The following is a 21178-nucleotide window of genomic DNA, read 5'->3' on the forward strand; positions in this document are numbered from 1 at the left end:
TCAGTTAACCAACATTGTTAACTGGATACTGCGACTGTATACTATTTATTATTCCTCTAATCTAATGTCTAATCCTAATCCTTTCAATTCGTGCATAAGTACGTTGAAAGATTCTGGTAAACCTGGATCTGGCATTGGTTCGCCTTTTACGATTGCTTCGTAAGTTTTAGCTCTTCCAACTACATCATCAGATTTTACTGTTAAGATTTCTCTAAGGGTAGCTGAAGCTCCATAAGCCTCAAGTGCCCAAACTTCCATCTCACCAAAACGCTGTCCACCAAATTGTGCTTTACCACCTAATGGTTGCTGTGTAATTAATGAGTATGGTCCTATAGAACGAGCGTGCATTTTATCGTCTACCATGTGCCCTAATTTAAGCATATAGATAACTCCAACCGTTGCTGGTTGATCGAAACGCTCACCTGTTCCACCATCGTATAAATAGGTATGACCGTATCTTGGAATTCCAGCTTCGTCTGTTAATTCATTAATCTGGTCTATTGTTGCGCCATCAAAAATTGGTGTTGCATAAGTACGACCTAAATCTTGCCCAGCCCATCCTAATACTGTTTCGTAAATTTGTCCAATATTCATACGCGATGGTACTCCTAATGGGTTTAATACGATATCTACAGGTGTTCCATCTTCTAAGAACGGCATATCTTCCTGACGTACAATACGTGCAACAATACCCTTGTTACCGTGACGTCCTGCCATTTTATCACCAACTTTTAGTTTACGTTTCTTAGCGATGTAAACCTTAGCTAACTTAATAATACCTGCTGGTAACTCATCTCCTACAGAAATAGTAAACTTCTCACGACGTAAAGAACCTTGCAAGTCATTTTCTTTAATTTTGTAGTTGTGAATTAAATCTGCAACTAATTTATTAGTATGGTCATCTGTTGTCCAAGTACCACCAGTTAAGTGCGTATAATCATCAACAGCATTTAACATTTTTAAAGTGAATTTTTTACCTTTTGGTAATACTTCTTCACCTAAATCGTTAAAAATACCTTGTGATGTTTTTCCGTTAACTATTGCAAATAGTTTTTCAACTAAAACTGCTTGTAACTCATCGAACTTAGTATTATAGATACCTTCTAGTTGAGCGATATCTTCTTTATCCTGAGCTCTTTTACGCTTATCTTTAATAGCACGAGCGAATAATTTTTTATTAATTACCACACCATGTAATGATGGAGAAGCTTTTAATGATGCATCTTTAACATCACCAGCTTTATCACCAAATATGGCACGTAATAATTTTTCTTCTGGAGTGGGATCGCTTTCACCTTTTGGAGTAATTTTTCCTATTAAAATATCTCCTGGCTTCACTTCTGCTCCAATACGAATCATTCCATGTTCATCGAGGTCTTTTGTTGCCTCTTCTGATACATTAGGAATGTCGTTAGTTAATTCTTCGTTACCTAATTTTGTATCTCTAACATCTAAAGAATACTCATCTATATGTATAGATGTAAATATATCTTCGCGAACCACTTTTTCTGAAATTACGATGGCATCCTCAAAATTATACCCTTTCCAAGGCATAAAGGCTACTTTCATATTTCTACCTAATGCTAATTCTCCTTTTTGCGTAGCATAACCTTCAGATAATACCTGACCTTTTTTAACCTTATCTCCTTTCTTAACGATTGGTTTTAAGTTAATTGAAGTACCTTGGTTCGTCTTTCTGAATTTAACTAATGGATAAGATTTGGTATCACTATCAAAACTTACTTTAGCTTCATCTTCGCTACGCTTATATTTAATGATAATCTCGTTAGCATCTACATACTCGACAACACCATCTCCTTCTGCATTAATTAATACACGAGAATCTGATGCCACTTGTCTTTCTAATCCTGTTCCAACAATAGGTGCCTGCGGACGTAATAATGGTACGGCCTGACGCATCATGTTAGATCCCATTAATGCACGGTTGGCATCATCATGTTCTAAGAAAGGAATTAAAGAAGCCGAAATGGATGAAATCTGGTTTGGTGCAACATCTGTATAATGTATCTCTTTTGGATCCATTACCGGGAAATCACCTTCCATACGAGCAATTACTTTGTCGTGTAGAATTTTACCTTTGTCATCAACTTCTACGGTTGCTTGCGCAATTAATTTTTCTTCTTCTTCTTCAGCACTTAAATAAATAGGTTCTCCTTTTATATCTACAACACCATCTGTTACTTTTCTATATGGCGTTTCAATGAACCCCATTGAGTTTACTTTCGCGTAAACTGAAAGTGAAGAAATAAGACCAATATTTGGTCCTTCTGGTGTTTCTATAGGACATAAACGTCCGTAGTGTGTGTAGTGAACATCACGTACCTCGAAACCTGCTCGCTCTCTTGATAAACCACCTGGCCCTAATGCTGAAAGTCGACGCTTATGCGTGATTTCGGCTAAAGGATTTGTTTGGTCCATGAATTGAGATAACTGGTTCGTACCAAAGAATGAATTAATTACAGACGATAACGTCTTTGCATTAATTAAATCTATTGGAGTAAACACTTCATTATCACGAACGTTCATACGCTCACGAATAGTACGTGCCATACGTGCTAAACCAACACCAAACTGAGAAGATAATTGCTCACCTACAGTACGTACACGACGGTTAGATAAGTGATCGATATCATCAATCTCTGCTTTAGAGTTAATAAGCTCAATTAAGTATTTTATTATAGTAATGATATCTTCTTTGGTAAGCACTTGCTTATCCATACCAATATCTAATTGTAATTTTTTATTCATTCTGTAACGACCTACTTCTCCAAGAGAGTAACGTTGATCACTAAAGAATAATTTATCTATAATACCACGTGCTGTTTCCTCATCTGGCGGCTCAGCATTACGTAATTGTCTATAGATATGTTCAACAGCTTCTTTTTCAGAATTTGTTGGATCTTTTTGAAGTGTGTTATGTATAATTGCGTAATCTCCTTGTTGCGCACTTTCTTTATGTAAAAGAATAGTTTTTACGCCAATTTCAAGGATTTCTTCAATATTGTCTTTATCTAATTCTGTGTCACGATCAAGAACTATCTCGTTACGCTCGATAGATACCACTTCACCTGTATCTTCATCAACGAAATCCTCATGCCACGTATTTAATACACGTGCAGCAAGTTTGCGACCTAGTATTTTCTTTAGTCCAGATTTTGATACCTTTACTTCCTCAGCTAAATCGAAAATCTCTAAGATGTCTTTATCTCTTTCAAAGCCAATAGCTCTAAAAAGCGTTGTAACAGGTAATTTTTTCTTTCTATCGATGTACGCGTACATCACTTGATTAATATCTGTAGCGAATTCTATCCAAGAACCTTTAAACGGTATTACTCTTGCTGAATATAATTTTGTTCCGTTGGCGTGGAATGATTGCCCGAAAAATACACCTGGTGATCTATGTAATTGAGATACTACTACACGTTCTGCACCGTTGATACAAAAGGTACCAGAAGGTGTCATGTAAGGTATTGTGCCTAAATACACATCTTGAACAATAGTCTCGAAATCCTCATGTTCAGGGTCTGTACAATACAGTTTTAACCTTGCTTTTAATGGAACGCTATACGTAAGTCCTCTCTCTATACACTCTTCAATAGCATATCTTGGTGGATCGACAAAGTAATCTAAGAATTCTAAAACGAATTGATTACGTGTGTCTGTAATTGGAAAGTTCTCCATGAAGGTATTATACAACCCTTCATTACCTCTTTCTTCAGATTTTGTTTCAAGTTGGAAAAAATCCTGAAAGGATTTTATCTGGATATCCATAAAATCTGGATATTCAGTTCTATTTTTAATAGACGAGAAATTTAATCTTTCAGCTTGTGTTACTAACATCAATGGACGAAATTTTGATTAAAATAATATACTTTTATATAGGTACTACCTATATACGACAAATGGTCTAGGTCTTAGAGCGACGCTCCAGACCTAAACCTTTGTAAAAACTTTTGGTATTGCTTACTTAAGCTCAACCTCTGCTCCTGCCTCTTCTAACTGAGTTTTAAGAGCTTCTGCTTCATCTTTAGAAACACCTTCTTTGATTGGGCTTGGTGCATCGTCAACTAAACCTTTTGCTTCTTTTAATCCTAAACCAGTTAATTCTTTAACTAATTTTACAACAGCTAACTTAGCGCCACCTGCTGCTTTTAAGATTACATCAAATTCAGTTTGTGCTTCTCCAGCATCGTCACCACCACCTTGTCCAGGTGCTGCCATTGCTACTGCTGCTGCAGCAGGCTCGATACCATATTCATCTTTTAATATAGTTGCTAACTCATTTACTTCTTTAACTGTAAGGTTAACTAACTGTTCTGCGAAATCTTTTAAATCTGCCATTTTGTAATAATTTTAATTTTTTAATATTTAAGTGTAAAGTGCGTACTTTTTAATATTATCCCTCTTTTTGAGATAATGTTTTAAGAATTCCTGAAAGTTTTCCTCCACTTGATTTAAGTGCAGAAACAACGTTTTTAGCAGGAGATTGTAATAATCCTATAATTTCTCCTATTAATTCTTCTTTAGATTTAATATCAACTAACATGTCTAGTTGATCATCTCCAATATAAACTGCTTCCTCAATAAAAGCACCTTTTAATAAAGGCTTTTCTGATTTTTTACGGAACGCTTTAATTACTTTAGCTGGAGCATTTCCAGTTTCAGAATACATTACTGACGTATTCCCTTTAAGTGTAGATGGTAGGTTTCCAAAATCTCTATCGGAAGCTTCCATTGCTTTTTCAAGTAATGTATTTTTTACTACTGCTAATTTTACGTTTGCTTTAAAACAAGCACGACGTAAATCTGAAGTATGTCCTGCGTTTAAACCAGATATATCTGCTAAATAGATATTAGCATTATCGGCTAATTGAGCAGTTAATTCTTCTATAACTTGTGATTTTTCTTCTCTTGTCATGATATAAAGTTATTTAACTACTAACCGATCTTGGTATCAATTGCAATACTAGGACTCATGGTAGAAGACATAAAAATGCTTTTTACATAAACTCCTTTAGATGCAGTTGGTTTCAATTTCATTAATGTTGTTAATAATTCGTTTGCATTGCCTTCAATTTTATCAGCACTAAAAGATGCTTTTCCAATTGCAGCGTGAACAATTCCAGTTTTATCAACTTTAAAGTCAATTTTACCAGCTTTCACTTCTGTTACAGCTTTTGCAACGTCCATAGTTACTGTTCCTGTCTTTGGGTTAGGCATTAAGCCACGAGGACCTAATACACGTCCTAAAGGACCTAATTTACCCATAACACTTGGCATAGTAATAATTACGTCTACGTCTGTCCAACCACCTTTAATTTTATCAAGGTACTCATCTAAACCAACATAATCTGCTCCAGCTTCTTTAGCTTCTGCTTCTTTATCTGGAGTTACTAATGCTAGAACTTTAACGTCTTTACCTGTACCATGTGGAAGAGACACTACACCTCTTACCATTTGGTTCGCTTTTCTAGGATCTACTCCTAAACGTACAGCTAAATCGATTGAAGCATCGAACTTTGTGTTTGAAATTTCTTTTATCAGTGCTGAAGCTTCTTGTAAAGAATATACTTTATCCTTTTCAATTTTAGCAACAGCCTCTTTACGTTTCTTTGTTAATTTTGCCATTTTAAAATCTTTTTAGGTTAATTAGGTGCTTCTCCACCTTTAACAGTTATACCCATAGATCTTGCGGTTCCTGCGATCATTTTCATTGCTGACCCGATTTCAAAGGCATTTAAATCTACCATTTTATCTTCTGCAATTGTTTTTATTTGATCCCAAGTCACCTTAGCTACTTTACGTACATGAGGTTCACCTGATCCTTTTTTTACCTTGGCCGCTTCTAATAATTGTACTGCAGCTGGAGGAGTTTTGATTACAAAGTCGAATGATTTGTCTTTGTAAACAGAAATCACAACTGGTAATACTTTACCAGCTTTATCTTGAGTTCTTGCATTAAATTGCTTACAGAACTCCATGATATTAACACCAGCAGCACCTAAAGCGGGTCCAACCGGTGGCGACGGATTCGCTGCACCTCCCCTTACTTGTAATTTGACTACTTTGCCTAATTCTTTTGCCATTTTAAATAATTTAGTTTCGTATTAAATCAATTATTTGGAAGCTGATTAAATACTTTCTTTATTGTAACAATTATTAAATTTTTTCTACTTGCATGTAACTTAATTCTAATGGTGTTTTTCTTCCAAAAATCTTAACCATTACTTCAAGCTTACGTTTTTCTTCGTTTATATTTTCGATTGTTCCATCAAATCCATTAAATGGTCCATCTATAACTTTTACAGTTTCTCCTTTAGTAAATGGAATAGCTACATTACTATCCATATCTACAGTTAACTCGTCTACCTTACCTAACATTCTATTCACTTCAGATTGTCTTAATGGTAAAGGATCTCCTCCTTTTGTAGCACCTAAGAAACCTATAACGTTAGTAATGGATTTTATAATGTGTGGAACCTCACCTGTTAGGTTTGCCTTAATCATTATATAACCACTGAAATAAACTTTTTCTTTGTTTATTTTCTTACCGTTTCTAATTTGAACTACATTTTCAGTAGGCACTAGTACTTGCTCAACATAATCTTCTAAACCTAAACGAGCGATTTCATTCTCAATATAAGTTTTAATCTTGTTTTCTTGACCACTTACTGCTCTTACTACGTACCACTTCTTTTCTCCTACTTCAGCCATAAACTTTATATTAACCTTTAATTAACTCAAAGTATTCGCTAATAACTCTACTGAAAACAGTATCAACTCCCCAAATTGCTAATGAGAATATAATTGAAAACACAGCAACCAATATAGTTAACCTCTGCACTTCTGGCCAAGGCGTCCAGGTCACATTGTTTTTCAATTCGCTAAATGATTCTTTTATATAATTTACTATTCCAGCCATTTTGTTTTGTATTAATGAAAATAGGTATGTTACCTACTCCAAATTCATTATAAGCATGTAAAGTTTTTACACTTTAATTCTTTAAGCACGGGTTGAGAGACTCGAACTCCCGACACCTGGTTTTGGAGACCAGTGCTCTACCAACTGAGCTAAACCCGTAAATATAAGTCAAGGTGCCTCGAAATACGGGACACCTTAACTCTATATTTATACGACTAAAATTTAGTCTAAAATCTCAGTTACCTGACCAGCACCAACTGTTCTTCCTCCTTCACGAATTGCGAAACGAAGACCAACATTCATTGCGATTGGTTGGATTAACTCAACATTAATAGTTAAGTTATCTCCAGGCATAACCATCTCTACTCCTGAAGGTAATGCAATATTACCTGTTACGTCAGTTGTACGTACGTAAAACTGTGGACGGTAGTTATTATGGAATGGAGTGTGACGTCCACCTTCTTCTTTTTTAAGGATATAAACCTCTGCTTTAAATTTAGCGTGTGGTGTTACAGAACCTGGCTTACAGATTACCATACCTCTAGAGATTTGAGACTTCTCAATACCTCTTAATAAGATACCAGCGTTATCTCCAGCTTCTCCTCTGTCTAATATTTGACGGAACATTTCAATTCCTGTAATAGTAGATGTTAATTTTTGAGCTCCCATACCAATGATTTCTACAGGGTCTCCAGTGTTAGCAATACCAGTTTCAATACGACCAGTTGCTACAGTACCACGTCCTGTAATAGAAAATACATCTTCAATTGGCATTAAGAAATCTTTATCAACTTCTCTTAATGGCTCCTCAATCCAGTTATCTACAGCTTCCATTAATTCTAATACAGTATCAACCCACTTTTGCTCACCGTTAAGTGCACCTAAAGCAGAACCAGATACTACAGGTCCATTATCACCATCATACTCGTAGAATGATAATAATTCTCTAACCTCCATGTCTACTAACTCTAAAAGCTCTTCATCATCAACCATATCCACTTTGTTTAAGAATACTACTATTCTTGGGATACCTACTTGACGACCTAATAAGATGTGCTCACGAGTTTGTGGCATAGGACCATCTGTTGCAGCTACTACTAAAATAGCACCATCCATTTGTGCAGCACCAGTTACCATGTTCTTAACGTAATCGGCGTGACCTGGACAATCTACGTGTGCATAGTGACGATTTAACGTAGCATATTCTACGTGTGATGTATTAATTGTAATTCCTCTTTCTTTTTCTTCTGGAGCGTTATCAATTTGATCAAAAGATTTTGCTTCTGAATAACCTGCATCAGCTAATACTTTAGTAATAGCAGCAGTTAAAGTTGTTTTACCGTGATCTACGTGTCCAATTGTACCAATATTTAAGTGTGGTTTTGAACGATCGAAAGTTGCCTTTGCCATGTTTTAATAATTTAATCTTAGTTATATAATAATATTAGTGTTCTAATTTTTTGTGCTTAAAAAAATTGAGCCAATGACGGGAATTGAACCCGTGACCTCTTCCTTACCAAGGAAACGCTCTACCCCTGAGCTACACCGGCTAAATATTAGAGCGAGAGACCGGGTTCGAACCGGCGACATTCAGCTTGGAAGGCTGACGCTCTACCAACTGAGCTACTCTCGCAATTATTTAAATTCTTAATTTAAAATTTGTGGGGAGAGCAGGATTCGAACCTGCGAAGACGTAGTCAGCAGATTTACAGTCTGCCCTCGTTGGCCGCTTGAGTATCTCCCCAATTTTAAATAATTCAATCTTTTAAAGAACTTGTAGAAAAGCGTTTAATCTTTTCTATTTTAGAGCCGATGGAGGGACTCGAACCCACGACCTGCTGATTACAAATCAGCTGCTCTAGCCAGCTGAGCTACATCGGCTTTTACTACATTTTTTACGTATAAAAAAAGTCCGCTATTTCTAACGGACTGCAAATGTATAGTTTTATTTAGATATTCAAAAATATTTTTTACAAATATTTTTACAAATTTGCTCTTAATTTCTGTTTTCGCTTTTTTAATTGTCTTTCTAACGATGCAACTGCTATTTGTGTACCCTCTTCAAATGATTTACATTGCTTTTTGACTACAAAACTATTTCCAGGGACATTTACTCTTGCCTCGAATATTTTATTTTCTTTATCACTGGTGTTTTCTACCTTTAAAAAAACGTCGCTGGTTATAACCTTATCATAGTAGGTATCTAACTTATTCATTCGTGTTTGAATGAAGTTTAATAATTCTTGATTGACGTTAAAATTGACTGCTTGGGTGTTCACTTTCATAAACGTTGCTATTAATGGGTTATACAATAGCTGTTATTTTTTGCTTCTTGGATGTGCTTTAGAATACACTTTTTTAAGTTCGGCAATACTATTATGCGTATAAACTTGCGTTGCAGCTAAACTGGAATGTCCTAAAAGCTCTTTAACAGCGTTTAAATCTGCACCTTGATTTAACAGGTGAGTTGCAAATGAGTGCCTTAATATATGCGGACTCTTTTTCACCTTATTTGATGCTAAACTAAAGTACTCATTTATTATTCTGTAAACAAGTGTTTCGTAAATTTTAACGCCTTTTTTTGTTAAAAACAAATTGGCTTCATCTTTAATTAAATCTAAACCGTTTCGTTCTTCAAAATAGTCTTTTATAGTTGCTATTACAGTATTTAATAATGGAACATAACGTTCTTTATTTCGCTTTCCTAAAATCTTTAAGGTGTTGTTACCAAAGTCTATATCTGAAAGTTTTAAGTTAACGAGTTCTATTCTTCTAATTCCAGTAGAATAAAATAACTCTATTATCAATTTATTTCTTATTCCTTCGAAATTATCTTCATGTTGCAATTCGTCTAATGCTATAGCAATTTCAGCTTCAGAAAAAGGCACTTGTATTTTCTTACTTACTTTTAAGGCTTTGTGTTTTACCAACGGATTAACATCTATGTCTCCTATTTTTAATAAGAATTTATAGTAGGAATTTAATGCCGATATTTTTCGATTTATGCTTCGGTTAGAAACATTACTCTCTACCAATTGCACAATCCAGTTTCTTATTTGTGCATAGTTTACTTTATCTAAATGTTCTTCGTCGAACGATTGTGCAATAAAGCCTTTAAACGTTTCAAGATCGTTTGCATATGCTTTTACAGTAAGTTTAGAATAATTGCGTTCTAACTCCAAATAATCTGTAAAGGCTTTAATAGACATGTTATTTTAATTTAATGCCAATTTAACAAAAGAATTTTATTCTTTAAATAATGAAGCTCTTGTGCTTAAATCTTCAATTAATTTTTCCTCGTCTTCACTTTCTAAAAGCACATTATAAGTTTTCCAGAATTCTTTATTGTATGGTTTAGGAGAAAAAATATCCATATCCCATTCTTTCTGGAGTTCGCTTTTAACTTCTTCATCATCCACTACAATATCTGAAAACAATATCTCTTGCACTGTATAATAATAGCGTTCCTCTTTATTATATTGCTCTTCGAAGGCCTCATCTGCCTTAGACTTAGGTTTAAAACCTACGTTAACGAGTTTTGGCGTTTCGTAATAAATGTAACTTGGGTACATTTTATTATTATATTCCTGATAGGTAATAATGAGTTTATGATTCACTTCTGTATCGAACAAGCGTTTACTTCTACTCTTTTGTTCTTTTGAAGCTGCTACTAATTCGTATTCTACTTTTTTAATTGCAAAATTATCGTAATAAATATACAACCAGCCTTTAGCTTCGAAACCTTCATTATATATCCCTTTAGTATCTAAACCTACGTAATCTTCTCCTTTGTTTATTTTAATTTTATAGAGTTTGCGTTCGTTATCTACCAAAATGGTATCCAACTCAAATTGGTGTTTGTCTAAAATTTCGTCGCCAAATAATGCATTTTTATTGCCAACATCTCTAAACATATTTAATTTTCCTTTAAAAATGTTTTGGAGCCCGTTTACTCTATTATCATTCCATTTAATGGCTTTTTTTAAGGATGCTGTTTTTATTTGATACCTCTTTAGGTTTTTATAATTGGTTCTAACTCTGGAATTTTGGTTTAAATAAGACGCGTAGGTAAATAAGCTATCGATATTTCTTAAATCGTAACTCTTGCGCATTTGATCTACGTTAATTTTCAAATGATCTTCTGCAGAAACTGCATATCCTGAATCGTAAACTGAAATTGCACTTTCAATGAGCCACTTGAACTCTACTTTATTTCGTTCTTTATGACGTAAAAACCCCTTTTGAATATAAGACGAGTCTGGCATAGTATTAGGCAATTCTTTAATTGCTTTAAGCACAATGTCATTACCTGTTTTCGGTCTTACTTCTGCCTCAAGCACAACCTCATCTAACGCCGCAACCTCTTCTACTAAATAAATGGCTTCTGAAGCGTCAAATTGATCTAATGGAATTTTTTCTGTTGAATACCCTATGGAAGAAATTACCAAAGTATCCATAACATTCTCTTTCGGGATTTGAAGTACAAATTTTCCATCAGCATTTGTTACGGTACCAATAGCTGTACTTTTAATATAGACACTGGCACTTTGTACAGGTTCGTCTTTGAAAAAATCTACAACTTTATTACTTATTTCTTTTTGTGCAAAAGCTATTGTGCTGCACAAAAAAAGTAGGATGAATGCAAATTGCTTTGGGTGTTTCATAATAATTAAAACTATTATTTATTTAATGTTTAACCGTTGGTATCAATTACCATTTTAGCAAAATTGTGAAACCAATTTTCACTAAAACGCCAATTTAATGCTTTACCGCTGGTTTGTATTCTTTACTTATCAATTACCATTTTAGCGAAATTGTGAAACCAATTTTCGCTAAAACGCCAATTTAATGCTTAACCGCTGGTTTGTACTCCTTCTTATCAATTACCATTTTAGCAAAATTGTGAAACCAATTTTCGCTAAAACGCCAATTTAATGCTTTACCGCTAGTTTGTATTCTTTTTTATCAATTACCATTTTAGCGAAATTGTGAAACCAATTTTCGCTAAAACGCCAACTTAATGCTTAACCGCTGGTTTGTACTCTTTCTTATCAATTACCATTTTAGCGATAATCTCTCTTAAGATTTCACTAGTACCACCACCGATTGGGCCTAATCTGCTATCTCGCAATAAGCGTGCCATTGGATATTCTTCCATATAGCCATAACCACCTAACATTTGAAGACACTGGTAAATAACCTCATCTGCCATTTTAGTGGAACGTAACTTGGAAATCGTGGCCTCTTTAACAACATATTCATCTTTATATAGTCTTGCCGCAACAGAATAATTAAACTCCTTACAAACTTCCATATCGGCATAGCAATCTGCCATAGTGTGACGCAATGCCTGGAATTTATCTATGGTTTTACCGAATGCCTGGCGTTCTCCCATGTATTTAACCGCATATTCCAAAGCAAACTCTGCTCTAGCATGCGCATTAACACCCATAATTAAACGTTCGAAAGCAAAGTGTTGCATAATGTAAGGAAAGCCTTTGCCTTCTTCTCCCATTAACTGACTTGCTGGTATGGTGACATTATCGAAGGCTATTTCTCCAGTATCTGAAGCTCTCCACCCTAATTTGTCTAATTTAGTCGCAGAAACGCCTTTAGTATCGCTATCTACAATAAACATACTAATACCTTTGTTTCCCAATTCAGGACTTGTTTTAGCAGCTACAACAATATAATCGCAATACACGCCATTTGTAATGAATGTTTTCGATCCATTTAGCACATAACTATCGCCTTTTTTCACCGCTGTGGTCCTCATTCCTGCTACATCGCTCCCTCCAAAAGGTTCCGTTACTGCCATGGCACCTATAAACTCGCCTGCAATACTTTTAGTAAGATACTTTTGTTTTATGTCTTCACTGCCTTCGGCGTTAACGTGCGTCATGGCTAAGTAAGCGTGAGCCCACATGGCTGCAGCAAAACCTCCTGAATTAATTTTTTGTAATTCTTCTAAAAAGATAACAGTATAAAACAAGTCTAAATCCATACCTCCATAAGCCTCTGGATAAGCAATACCAAAAAAGCCCATTTCTCCAAATTTCTCCCAGATAAAACGTTCTATTTGTCCCGTTTTTTCCCATTTTTCTATATGTGGCACAACTTCTTTTTTTAAGAAATCTGCTAAACTTTGTCTAAATAAATTATGTTCTTCTGTGAAGTATCTACTGTCCATTTTATTATATTCTAATTAAGCTGTAAATATAACTTAATTATCTCTATTTTTTTAACCGGAAAGTCTTTAACTTTTATTAATTCGTTAATAGATTTAATACCTTCATGCAGTGTTCTGTACTCTATAATATTGTGTGCTATTTCGTAATCTATAAATCTAACCGTTACTAATTCTGCTTTTGTAGCGGTATTTAAATTAACTTTATTAATCGCCTTTGGCGTTTTTAAACTGAACGATTTTTTAAGTTCCTCAATAGTTTCTGGTTTTAAACCATAGACCTCATTAAGCTCCACCATAGAAACAAAACCTTGTTGTTTTGTTCTGTATTTTATTATACGTTCTGCAAACGTTTCTCCTATACCATATACGCTTTGTAACTGCGCTTCCGTTGCTACATTTAAATCTATTTTGTCTGCTTCAGTTTTTATTTTATTGTTATTAAAAGAGGTTTTGTATTGTTTTTTTGGTTTTGGGTTGGTAACCCAGTCTGGAAACTTAAAATAAGGTGCTATTGTTGCAAACACTGAGTCGGGCACTTTTGTAACCTGCTGAAATTGTTTTGCTGAGTTTATCCATTGGTCTTTAGCCCTGAATTTTTGCAACCTATCTATTTCTTCATTAGACATACCTAAGGTATAGCCTTTATAATCGGTTATAAAATTGGGATTGAACGGATAAATTTTAGGCTTTCGGTTTTCAATTTCCACTAATTTTAACGAATCAATTTCTGCTTGAAATTGTTGCAATTTTTGTGAATCGGCATGTATTTCTTCAGAAGAAAAATCGACAAAAGCATACACGCATTGCAGCGCAACGATGAGGATTAACAATAAAAAAATCCCATTTCGCTGTTTTTGTGTAAACTTGAAATGGGACTTAATATTTTTCATATTACTATGTTATGCTTTTTCAGTTTTAATAGCATCCATATATTTTTGCAATTCTTCTCTTACTTTAGGCGCTAATAATACCAAACCTATCATGTTTGGCACCATCATAGCGAATACCATAGCATCTGAGAAACCGATTACAGAATCTAAACTTGCAGCTGCTCCTATAATTACGAAAATACAGAAAATTACTTTGTATGTATATTCGGTTTTTTTAGATCTTCCAAATAGATAAGACCAACCTTGAAAACCGTAATAAGACCATGAAATCATAGAACTAAAAGCAAATAATACTACTGCAACTGTAAGCACATATGGGAACCATGAAATAACACTACCAAAAGCGCCAGAGGTCATTAAAATAGCTTCGGCATCATTTGCTGGACCTGCACCAGTAAGCGAACCTGTAATAATTAAAACTAAAGCCGTCATGGTACATACTACTACAGTATCTATAAAAGGCTCTAATAATGCCACCATACCTTCACTTGCTGCATATTTGGTTTTTACTGCTGAGTGTGCAATAGAAGCCGAACCAATACCTGCTTCGTTTGAGAATGCAGCACGTCTAAATCCTTGAATTAAAACACCAACGGCTCCACCAGCAATTCCTTCAGGACTAAATGCACCGTCGAAAATCTGACCGAAGGCATCGCCTATTAAATCATAATTTACAAAGATTACAAATAACGAGGCTGCTACATAAATTGCAACCATAAACGGTACAATTTTGTCGGTTACCTTTGCTATTTTTTTAATACCTCCAATAATAACAATACCGACAAGTATTGCCATTACTAAACCAAACAACCAACCTTTACCATCTAATATAGATTCTGATCCTCCTGTTATGTTTTGAACTAATTGAAATGCCTGATTAACTTGGAACATGTTGCCACCTCCAAATGATCCTCCAATTACAAAAACGGCAAATAGAACTGCTAAAAATTTTCCTAAACCACCAAGTCCTTTAGATTTTAACCCTTTAGTTAAATAGTACATTGGTCCTCCATAAACGGTTCCATCTGCTTCTATATCTCTGTATTTTACACCAAGTGTACATTCTACAAATTTTGAAGCCATACCTAAAAATCCTGCAATAATCATCCAGAATGTGGCTCCTGCGCCACCAATAGATACGGCAATAGCAACACCTGCTATATTTCCTAAACCTACTGTTGCTGATAAAGCTGCTGTAAGCGCTTGAAAGTGACTAACCTCACCTTCATGATTTTCAATTTTTATGGTTTCTATAGCATCTCCTCCAGGTGTTGGATCGCCAGCTACTTCCAGCTCCTTACCTTCGTGAGAGTCTAAATGGTCGTATTTACCTCTTACAATATTTATAGAAGTGAAAAAGCCACTAAAATTGATAAATTTAAAATAGAATGTAAAATATAAAGCTCCCAAAATTAAAGGAAACAATACCCAATAAACGCTCACCGTGTCTGTAAATGGAATTTGATAAAAAACAGCTTCGACAAACCAACCTGTGGCATTGCCAAAAGCTGCATCAATTTTTTCGTCGATTCCAACCTCTGCGGTCTCTTGAGCGATAGATAATAAGGGTAATATTAATGTAAAAATAGAAAGAAGATACTTCTTCATAATTAAATTGTTGTTAGTTATTTATTAGTTTATAACGAGCAAGATGCAAAAAAATGCTGAATTGATAAAATGGTAGCTGTTAAAAACACTATTGTTAATCTAAATCGTATGTGGAATTCATCTTTTGTATTTGTTCTGGTCTCCCTAAAACAATCACTTTAGAATTAGGCACCAGTTTTATTTCAGCTTCTGGGTTTATAATGTATTTACCATCGCTCCCTTTGTAACCTATAACTGTGCAACCCGTTTTATTACGTAAGTCTAAATCTTTTATAGTCTGCACTTTAAAAGAGGCATCGTACAATTTATCGACATCTATTTCTTCGATATTTACATCCTCGTTTCCTCCAACTTCCAGATTATCTATAAATTCTATTAAATCTGGAACAACTACTAAAGAAGCCATGTGGTCTCCACCAATTTTATCTGGAGAAATAACATTATTGGCTCCTGCTAATTTTAATTTTTTATAAGAAGTTTCCTGCGAAGCACGACTTATTATACAGGTTTCGCTATTAATTTGTCTTGCAGAAAGGACAACGAATAAATTATCTGCATCACTTGGCAAAGCAGCAATAAGCGTTGAGGCTCTTTCTAAACCAGCTTGCATAAGTACATCATCTTCATTAGCATTGCCTAAAACCATGGGTATAGTTTCACTTTGAAACTTATCGAAAACTTCTTTACATTTTTCAATAACCACAAAAGGTCTTTTGTAAGACGCCAGTTTTTTAGCTGCTTGTTTTCCATTACGTCCGTAACCACAAATAATGGTATGGTTTTCGAACCCATCTATTTTCTTTTGCATCTTTTTTAATTTTAGGTCTTCAAAATTATTTTTGCTAAGTATGTATTCTGTAATTATTGAAAGGGCGTAACCAACTATTACAACACTACTTAATATTAAAATTATAGTAAAAATTTTAGAATTGTCGTCTAAAGGCTGTACCTCACCAAAACCTACGGTTGTAATGGTAATAACCGTCATGTAAACAGCATCAACCCATGAGTATCCAGAAACCATTCTAAACCCTAAAACGCCTATTAACAGTACCACTATAAGTAGCGTTATGGCTAAGTATATTTTTGTTCTGAAGAAATTAAATAGCGAATTTACCATGGATTTATAAATCGAAAACCGAAGACCTTTTAGTGTAAAGAATATCTTTTATTCGCATCCAGAAAGCAAGGAATAAATATAAAGCAAAGCCAAAACCAACCGTTACAAACGTTAAATACATAAACGTGGTACGTACAATTTTAGCACGAATTCCTAAACGGTCTGCAATACGCTGACAAACATGATAACCATGCTTCTGAAAAAATAATAATGTATTTCTTGCTACTTGCATATTGCAATGTAATAAAACCTTTCCAAAATTTAATTCTAAATAGCATTAAAAACCACCTCCTTTTATGCTGAAAAAATATAAACTTTACGTTTTATTTATCAATTGGTTACCGATTGCACATTGTAAACATTTGTTTTTATCGCAATATTCGGTTTTAAGTTGAATTAATGCCTGAGAACTTAAAGCCGAATGAGATACTTTTTTCAAACTATTAAATTTCTCTACAATGCTGTTTTTTTCAGGAGCCATTTGCTCAAGCAATTGTATAATCTCTGCATCTATAGATTTTCCTAAATGTTTGGCATAGCTAAATTTTATTGGGATGATGGTATTAATTAACAACAAGTCTATTACCATTTTTGTTAATTTCTTTTTCAACCCTTTAGAGGCTTTATTAAACGTATAATGTGTTTCCCAAAACGCCGACGTTTCTACAGCAAATAAAGTATAAAAATCCTCTAAGTTTTTAGCCTCAATGACTTTTATAAATACGTTTTGATGCTTATGGTAGACATGAGCCAACTGCGATAACCTTATGGTGGGAAAGTTTGGTGGACGCAATCTAAAAAACTGTAAAGGCATCACGCTTTTAGAAGACAAGCTGAATTTTTGTTTTAAAAACTGATATTCTTTTTTAAGCGCTAAAAAATACGGTTCCTGGCAATCGGTTTCTAACAATCCGGCTTGCCCAAAAAACAATGCTTCCAAACTTAAAAGCTTAGCTTGTTGTTTTCTTATAATTGCAAAATCGAAGCTATTTGCCAAACTAAAAAAAGCATCGCCATTTACTTTTAATCCAAAATTTTTAGCCAGTAATTTAAATAAAACCGCTTCCCAGTTGTTTGTACTTTGGTTTAGCACAACTTCTATATCGCTCGCTTTACGCTCTAAACGCTCAAAATACAAACGCTCCAACCAATTGGAAACAGTAAACTCTGAAATTGAGGCAAAATCATTTTCACAGTTTATCCATTTTTGTGTGTTACCAAATAATTTTTGATAGCTGTGTAATGCCGTTTTAGACACATACGGTTTTAGTTCTAACGTTGGTATTGTGGTATTGTCCTTTCTAAAAATCTCGGTGTCGTGCTCCCAGACCACGTGTAAAATTACATTATCGTAGTTACTATCTGTTTCGTGATTATGTACATACCAATCGCTGGATTTTATGTGTATTTCTACATTGCCAGCCCAAAGTTGCTCTCCTATTTTTAACTGCGCATTAAAAAAATCTGGCCCAGTATTGTGATTGTGCTCTCCTACATTAATTAAAGTTACCACTTCTGCTTTGGTTGTTTTAAGGTTAGTGGCGTTTACTTTTTTATGTTTCCATATGTAGTGTAGGAAGTCTTCTTGCATGTTTTAAAAGTAATAAATTGTATGCATACTAACTTGACTTTATAAAAAAAAACGGCTAACTTCGTTTAACGATTGATATAAAACATTGAAACGTTTAATATTAGAGACTCATTGGTAGCCATTAAAACAAAAATATACCCAATATCAGGTATCTGAAATTAAGATTAAATTATTAAATTCAAAAACAATGGAAAAATTACTAATACATATTATTTTCGGATTTATAGTTTTATCAAGTTATGCACAACAATCTAAAACTTATTATTTTTATTTTCATTCACAAGTTGAGCCTTATCCAGAAGGTAGGAAAACTAATAGTGATTACAGGGATTTCTTTCAATTTAGAACTCAAATATTTCAATGTAGTTTCAATGATAATTTAAATAATGATAATTCAAGAGCCTTTAAAGAATCTTTGTATAATGAGGCATCTTCAAAATTTAGAAAATTTTTAGTTGATTATATTAGTGAAACTGACCCTGCATGGGCTAGCCATCCACGGTTTAATCTTTATAATACTTCGTTTGTAAGTAGAGAATCGCTATCTGAAATTCAAACAAGCCATGCAAATAATGATAATTTTATTAAGCTAAACTATAACTTTGAAGGATGTCCAACATTTAAAAATTATCAAAACCAAAACATAACGTCAGCTAATAATACAACTTCAAAAAACATTGGTAATATATCATCAGTAAGTAGTAATACGAGCACAACTTCCAGTCAAAATCAAGTATATTTTGATGCTAAAAGTAACATGTATACTACACCAGAGATTGAAGCTATTAAAGCACGTAGTCAAGCCAAATATGAACGAAACATGGAAAAAGTTCAAGTTATTAGTAATGCAGTAACTGGTTTAGTAAACTATTTTGAACAACAACGCCAGCAGCGTTTAGCTTTTGAAGAAAGGCAAAGACAATTAAAAGCTCAAGAAGAAAGAAAAAAAGAATTATTTAGAAGTCAAGCTAGTCAATACAGAAGTGAATACAAAAAAATAATAAGCGCTAGAAAATCTTTTCTAAAACAATTAAAACTTAAATCTACTTTAGATGAAGATGGTACTGGTTTTAAACCTTTATATATTTACTTTGCCTATGTTCCTAAAAACTATGACTATTACTATGAAAATATAAGCTATCCTTCAACTTTAGATTTTAAAATCAATCAAAATATTGATGTAAAATTCTCGCCTGTTTTTGGGTTCTTCCCATATTCAAATGGGCAATACCCATTTATTAGTGACATAAAAAACAAAATACTTTATGACCATTTTAGTAATAAAGCTAAAGATTATGATGTTGTATTTTTTCAATGGAAAAACTCGGTCGAAGATGTAGTTTCTAGTCTTAAAGGAAATTTAAATAAAGCTGTTAATGAAAGTTATTTTGCTAGTGCAATTCCTTCTAATAATAATAACATTGTATTTCTTAATACAAAAATAAATGCTTCTCAAAGCAAAGATTATTGGACTGGACAAAAAGTGAAAACTAAAAACACAAAAAAAGTTGATTATTTTGGTAACGATTCTAAAAAAACAAAACCTAAAAAAGATTATTGGAAGACGTCAAAAAAGAAAAAAACTGTTAAGGATTCAACCAATGCAAAAAAGAAGAAAGTAAACTATTGGGATAATTAATAAAACACTATGAATATGAAAAAAATAATATTAATTATAACAATATTATCAAGTAATATAATTCTTGCACAGAACATTACAATGGCAAAGGCTTTTTACAAAAAAGCACAGAAAGAATATGAAAACAAAAACTACAAAGAAGTTATTAATCTTCTAGAAAAGACCGTTGAAAATCTTAATGGAGAAACAAATCCAGATATTATCTATTTAGAAGCAAAATCGAGATTAGAATCAGATATAAATATAAGGTATTCAACGGCTTTATTTCAAACCTTTTTGAAAGACGCAGATGAAAATGATGATAGAATAAATGAAATTTCTGAAATATTGGTAAATATAACTACATCAAATAATTTTTATCCAAATGGTCAGCGCAAATCATTGGTTCAATTAAATCCTGACCGAAGTAAGAACATTCTGTATTACAATGACATAGGTATAAATACGAAATTAGAACAGTATGATAAAAACGCAAAATTAATTAGTATTGATTATGGAAAAGAAAATAATCTTTTAGATGGAACTGTTAAAAGAGAATATTATGATGAAAGTAGAAATATCGAAAGTGTAGCATACTATGTAAATAACAAAAAAAGGATAAGAATTTGGGGCAATGGGAAACACATACATATTTATGATGAAAATGGTAGATTTATTCAACGCTATGATATAAAACAAAACTCTAAATTTTTTGAAATATCAAATGAGTTTTATTCCTTTAAATCATTTAATAGTTGGAAAAATGATGATTATGTAGTTTACTTTAAAACCTTTAATCTAGAAGGTGGTAATTATTTTAAATATAATGTATCAGAATTTCATAAAGTTTTACCCATTAATTTAAATGAAAATCAAAAGGAAATTATACCTGCAGTAGTAAAGAGGGTAGACCAGTATATTCAAGGCAACTTTAATAATAGAAGTTATTTTTTCGATATCAATGGAGTACCCACTAAAACAGAACTATATAACAAAAGAGGAAAGCTTAAAAAAACAGAATTTTATGATAAAGAAATCATGGAATGGAAAGAACAATAACGGCGACCAACACCTTAAAAAGAACTGAGGTAAAAAACAAACAAATTCTTCTTTAATCTGAGACAATATTATTCTAGGCTCATAGATTCTAAAATCAGATTCTTGAGCTTTTTTTATTCAATTTATCTGCTATTTATCTCGGCAATACAGAAACGTAGG

Annotated in this window: 19 protein-coding genes and 5 tRNA genes; 2 read left to right on the forward strand and 22 right to left on the reverse strand. The window is 33.5% G+C overall.

Translation table 11 applies throughout. The features are described 5' to 3' along the window. Positions 1–48: 48 nt before the first annotated feature. From rpoB to ACVC43_RS07390, 22 genes are all read right to left on the reverse strand, one after another. Complete coding sequence (gene rpoB, locus ACVC43_RS07285; RefSeq protein ID WP_452223864.1) at positions 49–3861, reverse strand: DNA-directed RNA polymerase subunit beta; 3813 nt, start codon at positions 3859–3861, stop codon at positions 49–51. 123 nt (positions 3862–3984) lie between these two features. Next, a complete protein-coding gene (gene rplL / locus ACVC43_RS07290) occupies positions 3985–4362 on the reverse strand; it encodes a 50S ribosomal protein L7/L12 (RefSeq protein ID WP_452223846.1) in 378 nt (125 codons plus the stop codon). A 55-nt stretch (positions 4363–4417) separates the two neighbouring features. Beyond that, on the reverse strand, positions 4418–4939 hold the full coding sequence (rplJ, locus tag ACVC43_RS07295; protein ID WP_452223847.1) for a 50S ribosomal protein L10: 522 nt from the start codon (positions 4937–4939) through the stop codon (positions 4418–4420). A gap of 20 nt (positions 4940–4959) precedes the next feature. Beyond that, positions 4960–5649 carry a 50S ribosomal protein L1 gene (gene rplA / locus ACVC43_RS07300; protein ID WP_452223848.1) on the reverse strand — a complete coding sequence of 230 codons (690 nt, stop codon included), beginning with the start codon at positions 5647–5649 and terminating at the stop codon, positions 4960–4962. A gap of 17 nt (positions 5650–5666) precedes the next feature. Next, a complete protein-coding gene (rplK, locus tag ACVC43_RS07305; protein WP_452223849.1) occupies positions 5667–6107 on the reverse strand; it encodes a 50S ribosomal protein L11 in 441 nt (146 codons plus the stop codon). Positions 6108–6180: 73 nt separating this feature from the next. Continuing rightward, entirely contained in the window at positions 6181–6735 is a 555-nt protein-coding gene (gene nusG / locus ACVC43_RS07310; RefSeq protein WP_452223850.1) for a transcription termination/antitermination protein NusG, read from the reverse strand. Positions 6736–6745: 10 nt separating this feature from the next. After that, a complete protein-coding gene (gene secE, locus ACVC43_RS07315; RefSeq protein WP_452223851.1) occupies positions 6746–6943 on the reverse strand; it encodes a preprotein translocase subunit SecE in 198 nt (65 codons plus the stop codon). A gap of 86 nt (positions 6944–7029) precedes the next feature. Next, positions 7030–7102 (reverse strand) — tRNA-Trp (locus tag ACVC43_RS07320). A gap of 63 nt (positions 7103–7165) precedes the next feature. Continuing rightward, positions 7166–8353, reverse strand: a complete 1188-nt coding sequence (gene tuf, locus ACVC43_RS07325) for an elongation factor Tu (protein WP_452223852.1) — start codon at positions 8351–8353, stop codon at positions 7166–7168. A gap of 68 nt (positions 8354–8421) precedes the next feature. Continuing rightward, positions 8422–8493, reverse strand: a tRNA-Thr gene (locus tag ACVC43_RS07330). Positions 8494–8503: 10 nt separating this feature from the next. Further along, a tRNA-Gly gene (locus ACVC43_RS07335) sits at positions 8504–8576 on the reverse strand. A 29-nt stretch (positions 8577–8605) separates the two neighbouring features. Then, positions 8606–8687, reverse strand: a tRNA-Tyr gene (locus ACVC43_RS07340). A gap of 63 nt (positions 8688–8750) precedes the next feature. Continuing rightward, a tRNA-Thr gene (locus ACVC43_RS07345) sits at positions 8751–8824 on the reverse strand. Between the two features lie 101 nt (positions 8825–8925). Continuing rightward, positions 8926–9228, reverse strand: a complete 303-nt coding sequence (gene hpf, locus ACVC43_RS07350) for a ribosome hibernation-promoting factor, HPF/YfiA family (protein ID WP_452223853.1) — start codon at positions 9226–9228, stop codon at positions 8926–8928. A gap of 33 nt (positions 9229–9261) precedes the next feature. Further along, entirely contained in the window at positions 9262–10152 is an 891-nt protein-coding gene (locus ACVC43_RS07355; RefSeq protein ID WP_452223854.1) for a tyrosine-type recombinase/integrase, read from the reverse strand. Between the two features lie 36 nt (positions 10153–10188). Continuing rightward, on the reverse strand, positions 10189–11607 hold the full coding sequence (locus tag ACVC43_RS07360) for a carboxypeptidase-like regulatory domain-containing protein (protein ID WP_452223855.1): 1419 nt from the start codon (positions 11605–11607) through the stop codon (positions 10189–10191). A 353-nt stretch (positions 11608–11960) separates the two neighbouring features. Beyond that, complete coding sequence (locus tag ACVC43_RS07365) at positions 11961–13133, reverse strand: acyl-CoA dehydrogenase family protein (protein ID WP_452223856.1); 1173 nt, start codon at positions 13131–13133, stop codon at positions 11961–11963. An 11-nt stretch (positions 13134–13144) separates the two neighbouring features. After that, entirely contained in the window at positions 13145–14023 is an 879-nt protein-coding gene (locus tag ACVC43_RS07370) for a ComEA family DNA-binding protein (RefSeq protein WP_452223857.1), read from the reverse strand. Between the two features lie 9 nt (positions 14024–14032). Further along, the gene (locus tag ACVC43_RS07375) at positions 14033–15631 is read right to left on the reverse strand and encodes an alanine/glycine:cation symporter family protein (protein ID WP_452223858.1); all 1599 of its coding nucleotides are present in this window, start codon (positions 15629–15631) and stop codon (positions 14033–14035) included. Positions 15632–15725: 94 nt separating this feature from the next. Further along, positions 15726–16751, reverse strand: a complete 1026-nt coding sequence (locus ACVC43_RS07380; RefSeq protein ID WP_452223859.1) for a potassium channel family protein — start codon at positions 16749–16751, stop codon at positions 15726–15728. 4 nt (positions 16752–16755) lie between these two features. Continuing rightward, positions 16756–16983 carry a PspC domain-containing protein gene (locus tag ACVC43_RS07385; RefSeq protein WP_452223860.1) on the reverse strand — a complete coding sequence of 76 codons (228 nt, stop codon included), beginning with the start codon at positions 16981–16983 and terminating at the stop codon, positions 16756–16758. 84 nt (positions 16984–17067) lie between these two features. Continuing rightward, the gene (locus ACVC43_RS07390) at positions 17068–18342 is read right to left on the reverse strand and encodes a DUF2851 family protein (protein ID WP_452223861.1); all 1275 of its coding nucleotides are present in this window, start codon (positions 18340–18342) and stop codon (positions 17068–17070) included. A 187-nt stretch (positions 18343–18529) separates the two neighbouring features. On the opposite strand from ACVC43_RS07390, the gene ACVC43_RS07395 reads away from it, so the two are divergent. Together ACVC43_RS07395 and ACVC43_RS07400 are read left to right on the forward strand one after the other, a co-directional pair. Beyond that, complete coding sequence (locus ACVC43_RS07395; protein WP_452223862.1) at positions 18530–19981, forward strand: hypothetical protein; 1452 nt, start codon at positions 18530–18532, stop codon at positions 19979–19981. A gap of 15 nt (positions 19982–19996) precedes the next feature. Next, positions 19997–21019, forward strand: a complete 1023-nt coding sequence (locus ACVC43_RS07400; RefSeq protein ID WP_452223863.1) for a hypothetical protein — start codon at positions 19997–19999, stop codon at positions 21017–21019. Positions 21020–21178: the final 159 nt, after the last annotated feature.

It is taken from the genome of Lacinutrix chionoecetis (assembly GCF_053604665.1).

Excerpts from the sequence above, each read along its gene's own strand:
- rpoB (WP_452223864.1), bottom strand. The coding sequence starts at position 3,861 with ATGTTAGTAACACAAGCTGAAAGATTAAATTTCTCGTCTATTAAAAAT.
- rplL (WP_452223846.1), bottom strand. The coding sequence starts at position 4,362 with ATGGCAGATTTAAAAGATTTCGCAGAACAGTTAGTTAACCTTACAGTT.
- rplJ (WP_452223847.1), bottom strand. The coding sequence starts at position 4,939 with ATGACAAGAGAAGAAAAATCACAAGTTATAGAAGAATTAACTGCTCAA.
- rplA (WP_452223848.1), bottom strand. The coding sequence starts at position 5,649 with ATGGCAAAATTAACAAAGAAACGTAAAGAGGCTGTTGCTAAAATTGAA.
- rplK (WP_452223849.1), bottom strand. The coding sequence starts at position 6,107 with ATGGCAAAAGAATTAGGCAAAGTAGTCAAATTACAAGTAAGGGGAGGT.
- nusG (WP_452223850.1), bottom strand. The coding sequence starts at position 6,735 with ATGGCTGAAGTAGGAGAAAAGAAGTGGTACGTAGTAAGAGCAGTAAGT.
- secE (WP_452223851.1), bottom strand. The coding sequence starts at position 6,943 with ATGGCTGGAATAGTAAATTATATAAAAGAATCATTTAGCGAATTGAAA.
- tuf (WP_452223852.1), bottom strand. The coding sequence starts at position 8,353 with ATGGCAAAGGCAACTTTCGATCGTTCAAAACCACACTTAAATATTGGT.
- hpf (WP_452223853.1), bottom strand. The coding sequence starts at position 9,228 with ATGAAAGTGAACACCCAAGCAGTCAATTTTAACGTCAATCAAGAATTA.
- ACVC43_RS07355 (WP_452223854.1), bottom strand. The coding sequence starts at position 10,152 with ATGTCTATTAAAGCCTTTACAGATTATTTGGAGTTAGAACGCAATTAT.
- ACVC43_RS07360 (WP_452223855.1), bottom strand. The coding sequence starts at position 11,607 with ATGAAACACCCAAAGCAATTTGCATTCATCCTACTTTTTTTGTGCAGC.
- ACVC43_RS07365 (WP_452223856.1), bottom strand. The coding sequence starts at position 13,133 with ATGGACAGTAGATACTTCACAGAAGAACATAATTTATTTAGACAAAGT.
- ACVC43_RS07370 (WP_452223857.1), bottom strand. The coding sequence starts at position 14,023 with ATGAAAAATATTAAGTCCCATTTCAAGTTTACACAAAAACAGCGAAAT.
- ACVC43_RS07375 (WP_452223858.1), bottom strand. The coding sequence starts at position 15,631 with ATGAAGAAGTATCTTCTTTCTATTTTTACATTAATATTACCCTTATTA.
- ACVC43_RS07380 (WP_452223859.1), bottom strand. The coding sequence starts at position 16,751 with ATGGTAAATTCGCTATTTAATTTCTTCAGAACAAAAATATACTTAGCC.
- ACVC43_RS07385 (WP_452223860.1), bottom strand. The coding sequence starts at position 16,983 with ATGCAAGTAGCAAGAAATACATTATTATTTTTTCAGAAGCATGGTTAT.
- ACVC43_RS07390 (WP_452223861.1), bottom strand. The coding sequence starts at position 18,342 with ATGCAAGAAGACTTCCTACACTACATATGGAAACATAAAAAAGTAAAC.
- ACVC43_RS07395 (WP_452223862.1), top strand. The coding sequence starts at position 18,530 with ATGGAAAAATTACTAATACATATTATTTTCGGATTTATAGTTTTATCA.
- ACVC43_RS07400 (WP_452223863.1), top strand. The coding sequence starts at position 19,997 with ATGAAAAAAATAATATTAATTATAACAATATTATCAAGTAATATAATT.